14 protein-coding genes are annotated in these 17,883 nt (G+C 46.9%); all 14 read left to right on the top strand.

Translation table 11 applies throughout. From position 1 onward, the window contains the following. The first annotated feature begins 51 nt into the window (after positions 1-51). Complete coding sequence (locus ACQQ6X_RS06475) at positions 52-984, top strand: ABC transporter permease (RefSeq protein WP_149033669.1); 933 nt, start codon at positions 52-54, stop codon at positions 982-984. Positions 985-988: 4 nt separating this feature from the next. Beyond that, positions 989-1,939 (top strand): ABC transporter permease, encoded by a 951-nt coding sequence (locus ACQQ6X_RS06470; RefSeq protein WP_305164650.1) that lies wholly within the window; start codon positions 989-991, stop codon positions 1,937-1,939. Between the two features lie 11 nt (positions 1,940-1,950). After that, a complete protein-coding gene (locus ACQQ6X_RS06465; RefSeq protein WP_063210130.1) occupies positions 1,951-2,889 on the top strand; it encodes an ABC transporter ATP-binding protein in 939 nt (312 codons plus the stop codon). Between the two features lie 121 nt (positions 2,890-3,010). Next, complete coding sequence (gene bshC, locus ACQQ6X_RS06460) at positions 3,011-4,642, top strand: bacillithiol biosynthesis cysteine-adding enzyme BshC (RefSeq protein ID WP_305164649.1); 1,632 nt, start codon at positions 3,011-3,013, stop codon at positions 4,640-4,642. 43 nt (positions 4,643-4,685) lie between these two features. Then, positions 4,686-5,951, top strand: a complete 1,266-nt coding sequence (locus ACQQ6X_RS06455; RefSeq protein WP_305164648.1) for an adenosylhomocysteinase — start codon at positions 4,686-4,688, stop codon at positions 5,949-5,951. Between the two features lie 327 nt (positions 5,952-6,278). Continuing rightward, positions 6,279-6,716: a division/cell wall cluster transcriptional repressor MraZ gene (mraZ, locus tag ACQQ6X_RS06450; RefSeq protein WP_025677696.1), complete on the top strand. Its 438-nt coding sequence runs from the start codon at positions 6,279-6,281 to the stop codon at positions 6,714-6,716. A 17-nt stretch (positions 6,717-6,733) separates the two neighbouring features. Next, positions 6,734-7,684: a 16S rRNA (cytosine(1402)-N(4))-methyltransferase RsmH gene (rsmH, locus tag ACQQ6X_RS06445; RefSeq protein ID WP_149033666.1), complete on the top strand. Its 951-nt coding sequence runs from the start codon at positions 6,734-6,736 to the stop codon at positions 7,682-7,684. 24 nt (positions 7,685-7,708) lie between these two features. Beyond that, entirely contained in the window at positions 7,709-8,089 is a 381-nt protein-coding gene (locus ACQQ6X_RS06440) for a hypothetical protein (RefSeq protein WP_063210134.1), read from the top strand. 59 nt (positions 8,090-8,148) lie between these two features. Beyond that, positions 8,149-10,503 (top strand): penicillin-binding transpeptidase domain-containing protein, encoded by a 2,355-nt coding sequence (locus tag ACQQ6X_RS06435; RefSeq protein WP_305164647.1) that lies wholly within the window; start codon positions 8,149-8,151, stop codon positions 10,501-10,503. A gap of 81 nt (positions 10,504-10,584) precedes the next feature. Next, positions 10,585-12,501 (top strand): stage V sporulation protein D, encoded by a 1,917-nt coding sequence (locus tag ACQQ6X_RS06430; RefSeq protein WP_305164646.1) that lies wholly within the window; start codon positions 10,585-10,587, stop codon positions 12,499-12,501. A gap of 55 nt (positions 12,502-12,556) precedes the next feature. Next, a complete protein-coding gene (locus ACQQ6X_RS06425; protein ID WP_305164645.1) occupies positions 12,557-14,044 on the top strand; it encodes a UDP-N-acetylmuramoyl-L-alanyl-D-glutamate--2,6-diaminopimelate ligase in 1,488 nt (495 codons plus the stop codon). After that, a complete protein-coding gene (locus tag ACQQ6X_RS06420; protein WP_305165063.1) occupies positions 14,044-15,447 on the top strand; it encodes a UDP-N-acetylmuramoyl-tripeptide--D-alanyl-D-alanine ligase in 1,404 nt (467 codons plus the stop codon). Before ACQQ6X_RS06425 ends, ACQQ6X_RS06420 begins: the two co-directional genes overlap by 1 nt. 22 nt (positions 15,448-15,469) lie before the next feature. Next, positions 15,470-16,438, top strand: a complete 969-nt coding sequence (mraY, locus tag ACQQ6X_RS06415; RefSeq protein WP_149033662.1) for a phospho-N-acetylmuramoyl-pentapeptide-transferase — start codon at positions 15,470-15,472, stop codon at positions 16,436-16,438. Positions 16,439-16,442: 4 nt separating this feature from the next. Continuing rightward, positions 16,443-17,864 carry a UDP-N-acetylmuramoyl-L-alanine--D-glutamate ligase gene (gene murD / locus ACQQ6X_RS06410; RefSeq protein ID WP_305164644.1) on the top strand — a complete coding sequence of 474 codons (1,422 nt, stop codon included), beginning with the start codon at positions 16,443-16,445 and terminating at the stop codon, positions 17,862-17,864. Positions 17,865-17,883: the final 19 nt, after the last annotated feature.

Genomic DNA, 17,883 nt, shown 5'->3' with positions numbered 1-17,883 from the left:
TCGATAAAATCGAATGGTGTCGAAAAAATTTATGGGGGGTGTAAACGGGCAATGACGCGTTATTTGATCAGTAAATTCTTCTATATGTTGCTGTCTTTGTTCATTCTGATCTCTGCGACGTTTTTTCTCATGAAAGCTATTCCGGGTAACCCCTTCATGAGTGAAAAAGCGACTTCTCCTGAGATCCAAGCCCGGTTAATGGAGCAATATGGGCTGGATAAGCCTGTATATGTCCAATATTTTAAATACTTAGGTGATATTGCTTCAGGTGATTTTGGTATTTCTATGAAAAAGCTGAATCAAAGTGTTACTGACATTATCGGACAAACCTTTACGGTTTCCCTTAAACTCGGTTTTGTTGCCATAATCGTGTCGATAATTGTCGGTATCTTGCTAGGGATGCTAGCGGCACTATACCACCGCAGGCTCATTGATAACATTGCGATGATCTTGGCAATTATGGGGATTGCGGTTCCCAGCTTTGTCCTGGCGTCCCTGATTCAGTATTATTTCGCTCAGAATTTGGGATGGTTTAATGTTATGGGATTTGATGGTCCACTGGACTACGTCCTGCCTGTTGCTGCACTGTCAGCTCAGCCGATTGCATTTATCGCTAGGTTAACGCGCTCCAGTATGCTAGAAGTGCTTCACGCAGACTATATTAAGACTGCCAAGGCTAAAGGTTTGCAGCCCGTTGTTATTATGTTTAAACACGTAGTGCGGAATGCCATTCTGCCAGTCGTTACCTATGTAGGTCCAATGGCTGCAAATATTATTACCGGTTCAGTTGTTATTGAACGGATTTTCGGAATCGGCGGTATTGGCAAGGTATTTGTGGATAGTATTACTACCCGTGATTATACAATGATTATGGGAGTAACTATTTTTTACGGTATCTTATTGATGGTAGCACGCTTTATTACAGATATTGCATATGGATTTATTGATCCACGGATTAAGCTTACTGGCAGGAAGGAGGGATAACTTTATGTCTGTGAAAGATAATGCTGTGAACTTGGATAAGCTTCAGGTAAAACCAGAGGACTTTCAAAGAGTCGGAGCGGATGAAAAACAGTTTGAAGTTATTCAGCGTGAAAGCTTATCCGCTTGGCGAGATGCTTGGGAGCGACTTCGCAAAAACAAACTGGCAATGACAAGCCTAAGCATCCTGTTTCTTATTGTCCTTGGTTCGATAGTTGGTCCGATGCTGGCGCCATATGATGACCGCACGAATGATTTGTTGAGCACCAATCTTCCTCCTTCGGCAGAGCATTGGTTCGGAACAGATGAATTGGGTCGTGATATGTTTGTCCGTACTTGGATGGGCGCTCGGATTTCCTTGATTATTGGTTTGGCTGCGGCAATGATTGACTTGATGATTGGTGTAATTTATGGTGGAATTATGGGTTACTTTGGTGGCCGCGTTGATGAAATCATGAATAAATTTTCTGAAATCTTGTATTCCATTCCTTACTTGCTTGTTACAATCCTGTTGCTGGTTGTATTGGAGCCTAGTATCACCACAATTATTATTGCACTCTGTGTAACCGGGTGGATTAACATGTCGTGGATTGTACGTGGTGAAATGCTGCAACTTAAAAACCGGGAATTCGTACTTGCGTCCCGTTCAATGGGTGCTGGTGCAGGTCGCTTGTTGTTCCGTCACTTGTTGCCAAACGCGGTAGGACCCATCATTGTCACATTGACTTTGACAGTTCCAAGTGCAATTTTCTCCGAGGCATTCCTGAGCTTTCTTGGATTAGGGGTACAGGCTCCTCGGGCGTCGCTGGGTTCAATGATTGAAGCAGCTCTGACCGGATGGATGTATTATCCATGGCGGATGCTTTTCCCAGCAGGTTTGATCAGTTTGATTATGCTTGCGTTCAACCTTTTTGGCGACGGCTTGCGTGATGCGCTTGATCCGAAGTTGAAGAAATAGGAGGTGAGATCATGGTGAGCAGCAACAATTTAATTGAGGTTGAAGGTCTTAAAAAGTATTTTAATGTTGGCAAAAACCGTGTGCTCAAAGCGGTGGACAACCTGAATTTCTATATTCGCGAAGGTGAAACGCTAGGGATGGTTGGCGAATCCGGTTGTGGTAAATCTACAGCGGGGCGTACTATTTTGCGCTTATATGAACCTACAGCAGGTAGCGTACGTTTTAACGGTACTGATATTTACAAATTATCACCGAGTAAAATGAAAGCAATGCGTCGGGATATGCAGATGATCTTTCAAGATCCATATGCATCATTAAACCCACGTTTTACCGTATCAGATATTATTGGCGAGGCACTGGATATTCACAATATGGCGGGTAGCCGTGCAGAACGTAAAAAACGGATTGAAGAGTTGCTTGATCTGGTTGGTTTGAATCCTGACCATGCAACACGTTATCCGCATGAGTTCTCTGGTGGCCAACGTCAACGGATCGGTATTGCTCGTGCATTGGCTGTTAATCCTAAGTTCATCATTTGTGATGAGCCAATTTCAGCACTTGACGTATCTATTCAGGCTCAAGTTGTCAATCTGTTAAAAGAGCTTCAAGAACGTCTGGGCCTGACCTACCTGTTCATTGCGCATGATCTGTCGATGGTCAAGCACATCAGTGATCGGGTAGCTGTAATGTATAGAGGCAGAATGGTTGAGCTTGCTGAAAGTTCTGAATTATATGCCAATCCGATCCATCCATATACGAAAATGCTTTTGTCGGCGATTCCACTTCCTGACCCGGAAGTCGAAGCCAACAAAAAGCGAATTATTATGCCTGACGATCAAGGTGGACCGATTCATAACACGTCCGACAATAAAGCAGGGGCTTATAACCTAGAAAATGCCACGCTGATTGAAGTATCTAAAGGACATTTTGTGGCTGAACCCTACGCCTGATCTTGTTAAATATACCAACCGCCGAGTTATTCGGCGGTTTTTTTGTAGGAAGCTTTGACGTGGACATGGGCTTTCGGTACAATCAAGCAGTAAGGTTTTGGTGGAGACAGGAGGCAGACCCATGAAAATAATTCCGGAAATGCTTCGCGGAGGGTCGGCTTTGGCAGAAGACTACATTCAGGGTACAGGACGCGCAAGCGATTTGTATGAATATGATATTCTGCACGCCGATGCTTATGCCCAACGGGCGAAGTGGCTGGATAAGACGGAGCATCTGCGATTAAACCGTAAGGATGTCGTAGCATGTCTTCGTATATACAATGAGCAACACAATTCGCATGAGGCGGTTCATGCTTCATTGGACCGTTTGGAGAGTCCAGATGCTTTAGTAGTTGTTGGCGGGCAGCAAAGTGGACTTTTCACAGGTCCGATGTTGGTCATTTACAAAGCCGCTACGATTATTAAGGCAGCTAGAGAAGCTGAAGAGCGGCTTGGACGTCCGGTTATTCCGGTTTTCTGGATTGCTGGTGAAGATCATGACTGGGACGAGGTCAATCATACATACGTAATGGCAAAAGACCCGCAAGCAGTTAAAATCAAGCTGAATAAGCAGCCTGAACGTCGTTCTTCGGTTAGTGCTATTAAAGTCGATACGGCTGAGTGGAAGCAAGCGATGGCGGATATAGAGCAAAACTTGCCAGATTCAGAACATAAGACCGATATTATGCGTATGATTGAGCACGGTTTAACAGATTCATACGGACTAAGTGATTCCTTTGCCAGGCTGATGGGACGTTTGTTTGGCACCTATGGATTAGTGTTTATGGACTCAGCAGATCCTTCACTGCGCAAGCTGGAGACATCCATTTTTAGACAGTTGGTTCAGTACAATGATGAGTTGGAGACAACTTATCAGACTACCGCTGCGCGAATTATGGATTATGGTTATCATTTACAAGCGGATGTGCATGAAGGGGGGGCGAACCTTTTTTACATTCATGAAGAGGAACGCCTGCTGCTTTTCAAAAAAGCTGGATTATTTACAGATCGGCGTGGTTTGGTCGCGTTTACTGCGGATGAACTGCTTGAAGAGATAGATAGACACCCCGAACGTTTTAGTAACAATGTACTAACCCGTCCTCTCATGCAGGATTCACTCTTTCCGGTGCTGGCATCTGTGCTGGGACTAGGAGAAATTGCCTACTGGGCGATTACACGGGACGCTTTCGGGGTGCTAGGGATGCAGATGCCAATCCTGCTGCCCCGAATGTCTTTTACATTGATGGAGCCAGGTGTGGAAAAGCATATGCTTAAGTACGAACTAACTTTTGCTCAAGTTAGAGACGGGCTTGAGGAACGGAAAAAGCAATGGATTGCCACTCAAGATCAGCTTGGAATGCAGGATCAGTTTTCCGAGGCTAAGGATGCTTTTGTTCGTATGTATAAACCGCTGATACAGCAGGCAGGGATGATAGAAAAGGGTTTGCTACAGCTCGGAGAAACCAACTGCGAGAAAATTCTAGGGCAAATCGCCTATCTGGAGGCAAAGGTGCAGGAAGCACTGCTTCGGCAAAATGGAACAGCACTTCGCCACTGGGATCATATCGAATGGTCGCTTTTCCCATTTGGACAACCGCAGGAGCGTGCGTATACGGTCTATCATTTTCTGAACCGTTACGGTCTCGACCTGATGGATATGATTATGGATGTGCCATTGGATTTGTCAGGAACGCATCGTGTGATTTATGTATAAGGATCATAAACCCATTTAACCAATATATAGGAGGAAACAACGTATGACTTCCCATTCTCTGCAAAATAGCATTATTCACGATCTTAAACTGGCCCCAGAAGGTCATTTGAAAATTGATTGGGTAGAAGCCCATATGCCAGTATTGAACCGTATACGTCAACAATTCGAGCAAGAGCAGCCTTTTGCCGGTCTGAAGGTAACAATTTGTTTGCATCTGGAGGCCAAAACGGCTTATCTGGCTAAAGTGGTACAAGCAGGTGGAGCCCAGGTCACCATTACAGGAAGTAATCCATTGTCGACACAAGATGATGTTTGTGCCGCATTAGTTGAAGATGGTGTTACGGTATTAGCTAAATACAATCCAGATCCTGAGGAATTCAAGAATTTGCAAATCAAGGCGCTGGAAACCAAGCCAGATCTCATTATCGATGACGGTGGCGACCTGGTTACTCTGTTACAATCTGAACGTCCTGATCTGATTTCTACGATCCGTGGAGGAGCAGAGGAGACCACTACAGGGATTATTCGTTTGAAGGCCTTGGAAAAAGAAGGACAGCTTCACTTTCCGATGGTGGCAGTAAATGATGCTTACTGCAAATATTTGTTCGACAACCGCTATGGTACAGGACAGTCAGCTTTCGACGGCATTATTCGTACGACTAATCTGGTAGTGGCAGGAAGTACAGTAGTGGTAGTAGGTTATGGCTGGTGTGGCAAAGGGGTTGCTATGCGTGCAAAAGGGCTAGGAGCCAATGTGGTGGTAACCGAAGTTGATCCAATCAAGGCCGTAGAAGCCCATATGGATGGGTTTCATGTGATGCCAATGGTGGAAGCTGCTAAAGTGGGCAATTTCTTCATTACTGTAACTGGAAATAAAGCTGTAATTACAGGCGAACACTTTGATGTGATGAAGGATGGAGCTGTGCTGTGTAACGCAGGCCATTTTGATGTGGAGGTTAGTAAGCCTGAGCTTGCTAAACGCTCTGAATCCATTCGCACAGTGCGTCGTAATATCGAGGAATACCGCTTTAAGGATGGACGTAAGATGTATTTGCTCGCAGAAGGGCGCCTCGTGAATCTAGCTGCCGCTGACGGTCATCCTGCAGAGATTATGGACACGACATTTGCGCTTCAGGCACTTGGCTTGAAATATGTGAATGATCGTTATAACGAGCTAGGCAAAGCCGTGATTAATGTACCTTATGAAATTGATGAGCAGGTAGCTCGTTTCAAGCTAGATAGCCTGGGGATCAAGATTGATACATTAACAGAAGACCAAAAGGTCTATCTAGATAGCTGGAACGCATAATCATTTTCAGTAACGATGTCCGCTGCAGGAGTGTTGCATTTTTAATGCAAGTGCTTTTATAGGTTGACATATGGATCGAATATAAGCCCTTTATTCCATGTTGTTTCGAAACCTGATGCATATTGTCGGGGTTCGTTTTTGTGGGATAAGGGGCTTTTTGGCATCTTATGACGCAGGGCTACAATAACAGACAGCATGCCATGAATCTAGAATTATCACTTTTTCGTCATGAAAAAGAGGTCTTTGATTTTTTAAAGCGAATCTATTATGCTTAGGTGGTGGAAAGTGGGCCAAAGTGGGAGAATGGGGTAAGGGGTGACGAAACCAATGTTTATGGGGGAGTTCCAACATAGCATTGATGATAAGGGGCGGCTTACTGTCCCAGCCAAGTTTCGTGAACTTCTCGGTGCCTCGTTCGTGGTTACCCGCGGGCTGGATCAATGCCTCTTCGTGTATCCCATGGATGAGTGGGCTGTTATGGAGAAAAAACTTAAAGCACTGCCTCTGATGAAGGCCGATGCGCGGGCGTTTACCCGGTTTTTTTTCTCGGGGGCGACTGAATGCGAATTGGACAAACAGGGCAGGGTAAATTTACCGGGGAATTTGTGCGAATACGCCAAGCTTACAAAAGAGTGCGTCGTATTGGGAGTGTCCACCCGGGTAGAGATTTGGAGCAAGCACACTTGGGAGCAATATTTCAACCAATCAGAAGAAGCATTTAACGACATTGCTGAGAAATTGGTTGATTTCAACTTTGAATTGTAATTTAGGAGGTCAGCCGTTTGTTTCACCACATTACCGTACTCAAGGAAGAAGCAACACAGGCACTAAACATCAGGCAGGACGGGATTTATGTGGACTGCACGTTGGGAGGGGCAGGACACAGTTCCGTCATTGCATCACAGCTTGGTCCTGAGGGAAGGCTCATTGCCTTTGATCAGGACGACTGGGCATTGAACAATGCACGCGAGAAGCTGTCAGCCTATGAAGGAAAGGTTTCATTAGTGAAATCCAACTTCCGCCACTTGCAGGACAAGCTGGCCGAACTGGGATTGCCCGAAAAAGACGGCGTTCCGCAGGTCCAGGGTATTTTGTTCGACCTGGGTGTATCCTCGCCCCAGTTCGATGAAGGGGAACGGGGATTCAGTTACAATCATGACGCGCCGCTTGATATGCGGATGGATCAGAGCAGTTCGCTTACAGCATACGAAATTGTTAATGAATGGCCGGAAGCGGAGATTGCTCGTATCCTGTTTCAATATGGAGAAGAGAAGTTCTCCAGGCGGATCGCGAAGATCATGGTTGAACGTAGAATGAACAAGCCTATTCACACAACGGGGGAACTTGTCGATATTATCAAAGAAGGAATTCCGGCTGCGGCACGCAGAACCGGGGGACATCCGGCTAAACGCAGTTTTCAGGCTTTGCGGATTGCTGTGAATGATGAGCTGGGTGCACTGGAAGATACTTTGCATCAGGCAGTAAGATGTCTGGCTCCAGGGGGCAGAATTTCGGTTATTACGTTTCATTCCTTGGAGGATCGGATATGCAAGCATATTTTCAAGGAGTATTTGGCGAAAAGCATCTATCCGTCTGATTTGCCGATTCTGGATGACAAAATGGTAGGCGATCTGAAGCTGGTGAATCGTAAGCCGATTGTGGCATCAGAACAGGAATTGGAGCTTAATCCACGATCCCGGTCAGCCAAGCTGAGAGTTGCCGAAAAATTGTAAATTTAATGGAGAAGGAGAGGCGACATGGCTTATACACGCGGTAACTTGGCTGTGAAAGAAAGAGCCCGTCAGGAACAGGTTCAGCAACAACGGTATCGTGAAACCACTAAAGTCGTTACACGCCGTAGAGAGCTGCCGATTCGAGAAAAGCTGCTGTATCTATTGACACTTGTAGCATGCATTGTCATTGCTGGGACGTTGATTGGCAGGTATGCTCACATTTATCAAATTAATTATGCAATTAGTACAGCCAGCAAGGACATTTCCAAATTACAGACCAATATCGCCCAACTGAAGATTCAAAAGGAGCGTTTGGAGAATCAGATTGTTCCGACGGCAAAGGAACAGGGATATATCGAACCAACAAGAGAGCCCATTCGTGTGGAAAAGCAGGCTGCCAAATAGTTAAGAGCATAGCATCAAGCTATGCTCTGACATACATTTTTTGCAGAGAGGTTTGAGCTATGGTCAAAAGAATAAAGCTTCGCACACTGCTGATAGGGGGATGTATTACCCTCTTTTTTCTTGTTCTGCTACTTAAGGTATTTTGGATTCAAGTCGTGAGCGGGGAATATTGGCATAATCTAGTAGTTACACAGGTAGAAAAAGACCAGGTGATTCAACCCAAGCGTGGAACCATTATGGATCGTAAAGGGAATGTACTAGCTGCGGATGCACCGGCTTATACGGTGGTTGTCAATCCTAGCATCATTCAGGAGTATGACTTGGAGAATGAGGTTGTAGCCAAGCTTCATCAGCTACTCAAAACGCCCGAGGATGAGCTGAGAAGACATTTATCTGCAAAGGATAAAGAGGGGAAATACTTAAAAAACCGTGAGATTCGTAACGGGGGCTGGAAGGTAGACCCTGAGGTGAAGGCACAGGTGGATACGTTCAAAGAGTATCTAAAGGACAAGTATGGGGTAATTGGAGCTGTGGACACTGTTCAGGAATCCAAACGCTATTATCCGGAAAATAAGCTGGCTTCGCATGTGCTTGGCTATCTGAGTAAGGATGGCAAAGCAGGTATGGGGCTGGAGGCTTATTATGATAAAGAGCTTTCAGGTACGGCTGGCAAGCTTCTGTATCAGCGGGATCGAAAGGGAGTTCCTCTTCAGGGATCGGAAAATATCTATGAGCCGGCACAAAATGGGAAAAATTTAAAGCTGACGATTGATGACACGATTCAGTATTATATAGAGGATGCCATGCAGCAGGCGATTGCAACATATAATCCGAAAACGATGACGGTTGTAGCAGCTGATCCCAAAACAATGGATGTTCTCGGTATGGCAAGCTACCCGAATTTTAATCCCAATACATATGGGAGTGCATCTTTGGAAAATTTCCGTAATAATGCTACACAGTCGATCTACGAGCCGGGTTCTACGTTTAAAATTGTAACCCTGGCCGCAGCGGTTCAAGAAAAGGTATTTAATCCGAATGATAGATACCAGTCTGGTATCATTAGAGTCGGGGGCTGGGATATTCGTGATGTGAGCCGTAACTGGGGAACGTTAACCTATCTTGAAGGTGTCAAGCGCTCAAGTAACGTTGGGTTCGTCCATCTCGGACTGGATAAGCTGGGCGGTGAAAAGCTGAAGCGATATATCGATAATTTTGGCTTTGGTGTAAAAACAGGTATCGATCTCCCAAGTGAGTCTGCCGGAGCTATTACCTTCCATACCCAATATAAATCCGAAGTCGCCACGGCTTCCTTTGGACATGGACGTGTTCAGGTAACGCCGATCCAGCAGGTAGCTGCAATTTCAGCTATAGCAAATGGAGGCAAACTGATGAAGCCTCATTTGGTCAAGGAAATTGTGAATCCGGATACGAATGAAGTGCAGACGATACAACCGAAGGAGGTCCGCCAGGTGATTTCGAAGGAATCGGCAGACCAGACAAGCAACTATCTGGAGCAGGTCGTGTCTGACCAGGAGATTGGTACGGGACGTCTTGCCTATATCGACGGATATCGTGTTGCTGGTAAAACAGGAACAGCGACGAAAGTTGTCGGCAAAGTATATGACCATTCCAAGGATGTCGTGTCCTTTATCGGCTTTGCACCGGTCAATGATCCAAAAATAGCCGTCTTGGTCGTCATGGATGAGCCTAACAAATCGGTAGGCGGCGGTACAGCAGCAGCACCTGTGTTTAAAAAAATCGTGTCCCAATCGCTGCAATATATGGGAGTTCCCAAAACGGGGACCAAATCCAGTAAATCAGATGGGGCTGCGGTAAAGACGGTGAATTTGCCTACAGTGCCACAATTAACCGGTCTGGTAAAAAAGGATGCGCAAAACGCGCTGCTCAAACAGGGGATTGCCTATGTGACGGTTGGAAAAGGCTCCAAAATTGTTCGCCAATACCCTGAGGCAGGCGTCAAAATGAAGCCCGGGCAACGTATTTACTTACTGACTGAGGATGGTGCCACTATGACCATTCCTGACTTTACGGGTGTGTCTTTGCGTGACACACTTCAAGTCTTAACGCTGATGAAAGTTGGCGTTCAGGTAACCGGTGAAGGGTATGTTGCTTCTCAAAAGACACAAATGGTAAATGGCAAGCGGATCGTCAGTGTGACGCTTATGCCAGCCAAAGAAACAGTGACCGGCGTGAAGCTAGAGGAAGCACAGGACTCGACCACTGGAGTTGCAGCTAACCAGTCAGGCAGCTCAACTGGAACAGCGACCGATTCTAAAACCAAAACCGGTGCTACGGCGAATGCTGGAACAAACACGGTGACTCCTAAAGGAGGAATATCTGCAATAGCAGATGAGAAAAGCGCTGCCGCAATTAAAGGCGAAGATAACTGATAGCTTGTTCTAATGTTCGTTCTTTTGAATATTCATGAGGTAAGACATGTCATGAGTATTTGAGGAACGGAGGGGGCGCGTTTGAAAAAATCTAACGTGACCATGCGGCGCAGGCTGGTATGGGGGCTACTGGGATTGTTTGTACTGTTTGCGGCCTTGTCGATCCGGCTCGCCTATGTTCAATTGGGTAAAGGAAGCGAGCTTTCAGCCAAGGCTGAAGATTCGTGGCGCCGCAATATTCCTTTTGCCGCCAAGCGTGGCGAAATTTTGGATCGGCAGGGGACTGCGCTGACCTATAATATCAGCTCGCCGACGGTCATGGCGATACCAGTACAAATTAAGGAGCCGGAAGAAACGGCGCGCAGGCTGGCACCCTTGCTGGATATGAGTGAGGATAAAGTGCTCAAGCTGATTACCAAACGAACAGCAAGCCAAAAACTTCAGCCCGGCGGACGAAAAATTACGATGGAGAAAGCCCAAAAAATTCGTGATTTGAAGCTGCCGGGTATCGTTGTTGCTGAGGACAACAAACGCTATTATCCTTATGGTGATCTGGCGGCTCATATTCTTGGGTTTACTGGAATTGACAATCAAGGGCTGACGGGCGTAGAGAAGCAGCATAACAGCAAGCTTCGGGGAATCGACGGTAGCATCGCGTATTTGTCAGATGCAGGTGGCCGTCTGATGCCTGGTTCTTCTGAAAAGTACATTGAACCGAAGGATGGACTAAATCTGCAATTAACCATTGATAAGTCGGTGCAGTCCATTATGGAACGTGAGCTTGACCAAGCCATGGTCAAATTTCAGGCGAAGTCCGCGCTGTCTATTGCGATGGACCCCAAGACGGGTGAAATATTAGGCATGGCTGGACGACCAAGCTATGAGCCAGCGCTATATAAGCAATATGCGCCTGAAATTTACAATCGAAATCTGCCAATTTGGATGACATATGAACCTGGGTCTACTTTTAAAATTATTACACTGGCCGCTGCCTTGGAAGAAAAGAAGGTCAATCTAAAAAATGACCGTTTTTTTGATCCGGGATATATTGAAGTCGGTGGAGCACGCCTGCGTTGTTGGAAAAAAGGCGGGCATGGCAGCCAGACCTTTCTTCAGGTAGTGGAAAACTCTTGCAACCCCGGCTTTGTAACGTTGGGACAGCGCCTGGGCAAAGAAACATTGTTCAAATACATTCGCAATTTCGGCTTCGGCAGCAAAACAGGAATTGACATGATTGGTGAGGGCAATGGCATTTTGTTTAAGTTACCTCAGGTCGGACCTGTAGAGCTGGCTACTACGGCCTTTGGTCAAGGGGTATCTGTCACTCCGATTCAGCAGGTAACGGCCGTATCGGCAGCAATCAATGGCGGTAATCTTTACAAGCCTCACATTACCAAAGGCTGGATTCAGCCTGGAACGGGAAAGGTTCTAGAAAAAGTGGAGCCGCAACTGGTGCGTAGAGTGGTTTCAGAGGACACTTCTCGACAGGTAAGGGAAACGCTGGAAAGTGTCGTCGCTAAAGGTACAGGTCGTCCTGCCTTTATTGAAGGATACCGGGTCGGGGGTAAAACAGGTACAGCACAAAAGGTAATTAATGGACGGTATTCTTCCTCGGAGCATATTGTATCCTTTATTGGTTTTGCTCCGGCGGATGATCCGCAAATCGTCGTCTATACTGCTGTCGATAACCCGAAGGGCATTCAATTCGGCGGGGTGGTTGCTGCGCCAATCGTGCAAAATATTTTAAAGGATGCGCTGATTGCCTTGAAAATACCACCTCGCACCAATCAAATTGCCAAAGAGTACAAGTATGGCGAAAATCCGATTGAAACGGTGCCCGATCTGGTGGGTGCCACTGCAGCTGATTTATATGAAGATATGAATATGAACTTTATGCTCGTGAAATCCGGGTCAGGCCAGACGGTTGTGAGTCAGGCACCGAAGCCGGGCGCCAGATTAGAGCGGGGATCAACGATCCGTATATATATGGGGGATTGATAGGTTCTTTTTATACCATACTATGAATAATGAGAGAGCAATGGAGGAATGAAAGATGCAGCTTCAACAATTGGCTTCACTGCTGGCCGTCTCCCGTGTGGTGGGTGACGGTACAGTGGATTGCCGAGGAATCGGGGCGGATTCACGTCGCGTGCAGCCGGGAGACTTATTTCTGTGCTTGCCCGGTTTTACAGTGGACGGACATGACTATGCTGGGCAGGCCGTTGCGTCCGGGGCGTCTGCTTTGGTCGTAGAGAGAGAACTGGATGTACCCGTTCCGCAGCTTGTTGTTAAGGATGCGCGACATGCGATGGCGGTTTTGGCAGATTATATGTTTGATTCACCAAGCCGCCGCATGCGTATGATCGGCATAACTGGAACGAACGGGAAAACAACGATAACATATCTGATCGAAAAAATTATGAATGATGCCGGGGTAAACACCGGGCTGATTGGTACGATTCAAATGCGTTATAACGGTCAGTCTTATCCTATGTCCGGTACTACGCCTGAAGCAGTAGAACTGCAACGTTATCTTGGGAATATGGCAGAGCAGGGGGTTCAGTGCTGTGTCATGGAAGTATCTTCACATGCGTTGGAGCAGGGTCGCGTCAAAGGAACAGATTTTCGTACCGCTATATTTACAAACCTGACTCAGGATCATCTGGACTACCACAACACGATGGAGGAGTACCGTGCTGCAAAAGGGCTTTTGTTTTCCAGATTGGGAAATACCTTCTCTAGCGATACATCCAATAGTAAATATGCTGTTCTGAATGCAGACGATCCAGCCTCTTCCTATTTGCAGGCTCAAACTGCGGCCCAAGTGATTACATACGGCGTGGAAAAGGACTCGGATGTGCAAGCTTCTCGTATCACTATAAGTGCCAAAGGAACCTCCTTCCATGTGTCCACTTTTAAAGGAGATGCTGACATTGAGCTTCGAATGGTAGGCAAGTTTAATGTGTACAACGCACTGGCCGCCATTTCAGCTGCTTTGCTGGAAGGAATCCCGCTGGTGGATATCAAGCGGAGTTTGGAATCAATCGCAGGCGTGGATGGACGGGTTGAGCCTGTTGATGCGTGTCAGTCCTTTGCTGTAATTGTTGACTATGCCCATACGCCGGATGGATTGGAAAATGTCCTGCGCACTATAAAGGAATTTGCGGTTGGAAAAGTATGGTGTGTATTTGGATGTGGTGGAGACCGGGATCGTACAAAACGTCCGTTAATGGGGAAAATTGCTGCACGTTACAGCGATCATTCCTTTATTACTTCCGACAACCCGCGAACAGAAGATCCACTGGCAATTTTGCAAGATATCGAACAAGGGTTGATTGATGAAGGCGTACCTGCCGAACGTTATGAACTGATCGTGGATCGCAGAACTGCAATTCATAAAGCTGTTGAAATGGCAAGCCCTGACGATGTAGTATTGATTGCGGGAAAAGGTCATGAGACTTACCAGTTGATCGGAAACACGGTGCATGAATTTGACGATCGCATCGTAGCCAAAGAAGCGATAAGGGGTTTATCCAAGTGATGAAAAGAACAATCGGTCAGATTGTATCCATGTGTGGAGGGACACTTCACGCAGAGGCAGATGCCGAACGGATGGTTGAGGGCGTTTTTACAGATTCACGCAGGCCGCAGAGCCTGGGGTTGTTCGTTCCACTCGCAGGTGAACGATTTGATGGACATCATTATGTTCAGCAGATTATAAGCGATGGAGGGGCTACCGCGTATTTATGGCAAAAGGATCATGGAGCACCCCCGACCGTGAATGCTATTGAGGTTGAGGATACGTTAGAAGCCCTTCAACATCTAGCAGCTGCATACTTGCGCGAAACTGGCGTTTCTGTCGTCGGAATCACGGGAAGTAACGGCAAGACGACAACGAAGGATATTGTAAATGCTCTGCTCGGTACGACTTTTAAAGTACACAAAACCGAAGGAAATTATAACAATCATATCGGATTGCCGTTAACGGTACTGTCCATGCCGCAGGATACAGATATATTGATTCTGGAGATGGGTATGAGTGGGCGCGGAGAGATCCGTCTGCTGGCTAATATTGCTCAACCAGATGTAGCTGTCATAACCAACATTGGTGAATCGCATTTACTTCAGCTTGGTTCCCGCACTGAAATTGCTCGTGCAAAGCTGGAAATCGCAAGTGGGATTAAACCCGGTGGATTGCTTATCTATAATGGGGATGAACCACTACTTCCACAAGTGTTGGCAGAGCCTGAGACGGTCAAGCCTGAGGGATTAAAATTATTCACGTTCGGGTTAGCTACGAACAATGATGATTATCCAACTGAAATTACTTCGGATGGAGAAGGCAGTTTATTCATAACAGCTCAATCTGGCCAAGAGGCTTTCCGAGTTCCCTTGCTTGGACAGCACAATGTTGTAAATGCATTGGCGGCGCTGGCGGTAGCACGTCATTTCAATGTGGATGCAGACCATATACGTAAGGGATTGTCGTCTTTAAAGCTGACGGGTATGCGCATTGAAGTCGTGAAGTGTGCGGATGGACTTACCGTGCTGAACGACGCCTACAATGCTAGTCCGGCTTCCATGAAGGCTGCAATTCAGACGTTGTCTGCATATAAAACGGGTGGACGTAAAATCGCCGTGCTTGGTGATATGCTGGAACTTGGAACTGAAGAAAAGCAATTCCATGAGGAAATTGGGCGTTTTGCTGCAAAGCATAACCTAGAGACAGTGTTTACCTACGGTGAGTTAGGCGCTTCAATTGCGCAGGGTGCGCGTGAGACGATGCCAACTGGCAACGTACATGTTTATACAGATAAGCAAAAGCTGATCCAGCATTTGCAGGCTTATCTCCATGCCGATGATATTGTGCTGGTTAAGGCATCCAGAGGGATGCGATTAGAAGAAATTGTGGATGCGCTGAAAAACGGTCCGCTACAGAACTGATGTTGACGAGAGGGAGACTCCCATGGATATTCAATTATTACTGCTGACGATCGTCGTATCGTTTATACTGGCGGTCATTGCCGCTCCATTGCTCATTCCGCTGCTGCGGCGAATGAAATTCGGCCAGCAGGTCCGGGATGACGGGCCACAAAGCCATCTTAAAAAAATAGGTACGCCTACAATGGGCGGTATTGTAATCCTGCTGGCTTTTACGCTGACCTTTCTTAAGTTCTCAGCTATCAAAAATACGGACTTTTACGTTCTGCTGGTTGCTACACTCGGTTTTGGACTGATCGGCTTTCTGGACGACTATATCAAAATCGTATTTAAACGCTCGCTTGGTCTGACAGCGCGTCAAAAGCTGTTCGGGCAGTTATTGTTTGGAGCGATTATGAGCTGGCTTCTGATTAGCAATGATCACAGCACAGCAATTGGCATCCCGGGCACTTCATGGTCATTTGATTGGGGCGGCTGGTTTTATTATCCGTTCATTATTATCATGATGCTGGCGATTAGCAACGCAGTCAATTTTACAGATGGGCTGGACGGGCTGCTGTCCGGTACAAGTGCGATTGCATTTGCTGCTTATGCTATTGTGGCGATTCAAGCAACCTCGCTTCCGGCTGCCGTTTGCGCAGCGGCCATGATTGGGGCTGTACTTGGTTTTCTCGTATATAATGCTCATCCTGCCAAAGTATTTATGGGTGACACCGGCTCGCTGGGAATCGGCGGCGCCATAGGGGCCATTGCCATCGTTACAAAAAGCGAAATTCTGTTCATCATTATCGGTGGTGTATTTGTAATCGAAATGTTGTCCGTGGTCTTGCAGGTAGCCTCCTTTAAAACACGTGGCAAGCGTATTTTCAAAATGAGCCCGATTCATCATCATTTCGAGCTGTCCGGCTGGTCCGAATGGCGCGTAGTTATTACATTCTGGGCTGTAGGACTGCTGTTGGCAGGACTCGGACTTTATCTCAACAAGGGGTTGTAGACAAATGAATCATCCAGATGCATACCGAGATCAGGAAGTTGTCATTATCGGTCTGGCCAAAAGCGGCGTACAAGTTGCCAAGGTGCTGCACCAGGCCGGTGCCAAGCTCATAGTTAATGATAAAAAAGATAGGGAACAATGTCCCGAAGCTTCTGAATTAGAGGCTTTGGGAATTTCCGTTTTATGCGGAGGTCACCCGGAAGGGCTGATTCATCCTGGAGTGAAGCTGGTTGTCAAAAATCCAGGAATTCCATATACGGCCCCTCCCATACAGAAAGCTGTCGAGCTCGGCATTGAGGTTGTGACCGAGGTTGAGGTCGCCTACCATCTATGTAAAGCTCCGATCATCGGAATTACGGGCTCCAACGGAAAGACGACCACGACTACTTGGGTGGGCAAGCTGTTGGAGGCATCCGGCATGAATCCGATTGTGGCTGGTAATATCGGTACGCCGTTATGCGAGGCGGCTGTGGACGCCAAGTCGGACGAGTGGATGGTTGTGGAGCTGAGCAGCTTTCAGTTAAAAGGAACAAAGGACTTCAAGCCTGCTGTAGCCTGCTTGCTCAATGTAGCTGAGACCCATTTGGACTACCACGGAGGCATGGAGGACTACGTTGCTTCCAAGGCACGTCTTTTTGCCAATCAAACAGCGGCAGATACTGCGGTGGTGAACTGGGACGATCCCGTCTGTCGAGAGCTTGTGCCCTATATTCAAGCAAAGCTGCTTCCTTTCTCCATGACGGAACGTTTGCAGGAAGGGTTGTTCGCTGACCCGCCATACATACCGGATGTGATGGATGATATTGAAAGAAATATCGTTTATCGTGATGGCAATGGGGTACTGCATCCCATTATAGGCGTCAGCGATATTGGTTTACCGGGTCGTTTTAACGTAGAAAATGCTCTGGCTGCTTGCGCAATCGCCATTGCCGCAGGCGCAGAACCAGCAAAACTAGCGGAACCTCTAAGTACTTTTCGCGGCGTAGAACATCGGCTTGAATATGTTTTAGAACACGCTGGAGTGGCTTATTACAACAATTCCAAAGCAACCAATTCCAAAGCGACAATGATGGCCTTATCTTCCTTTAAGGAGCCCATTGTACTCATTGCCGGAGGATTGGATCGTGGCTCTGATTATGCAGAGCTTGTACCGTCTCTACAGGAAGGTGTGAAAGCCGTTGTGCTCATGGGTGAGACACGGCATAAGCTGGCAGATCGGGCTCGCCAAGCTGGAATAGAGCATGTCAAGGTCGTCGATAATGGGGAGGATGCCGCCGCTACGCTCGTGGAGGCTGTATACAAGGCAGCTGAACTTGCTGAGACGGGAGACGTGGTATTACTCTCACCTGCCTGTGCAAGTTGGGATATGTTCCAATCCTATGAAGAGCGTGGACGTATTTTTAAAGAGGCGGCGCATAAATTGTAAGTAGGGGGGTTGGATAAGC

Source organism: Paenibacillus ottowii, from assembly GCF_050516475.1.
GTDB classification, from domain to species: Bacteria; Bacillota; Bacilli; order Paenibacillales; family Paenibacillaceae; genus Paenibacillus; species Paenibacillus ottowii.
The sequence above is the reverse complement of the archived record's forward strand: the minus strand, read 5'-3'. Positions and strand labels throughout refer to the sequence as shown.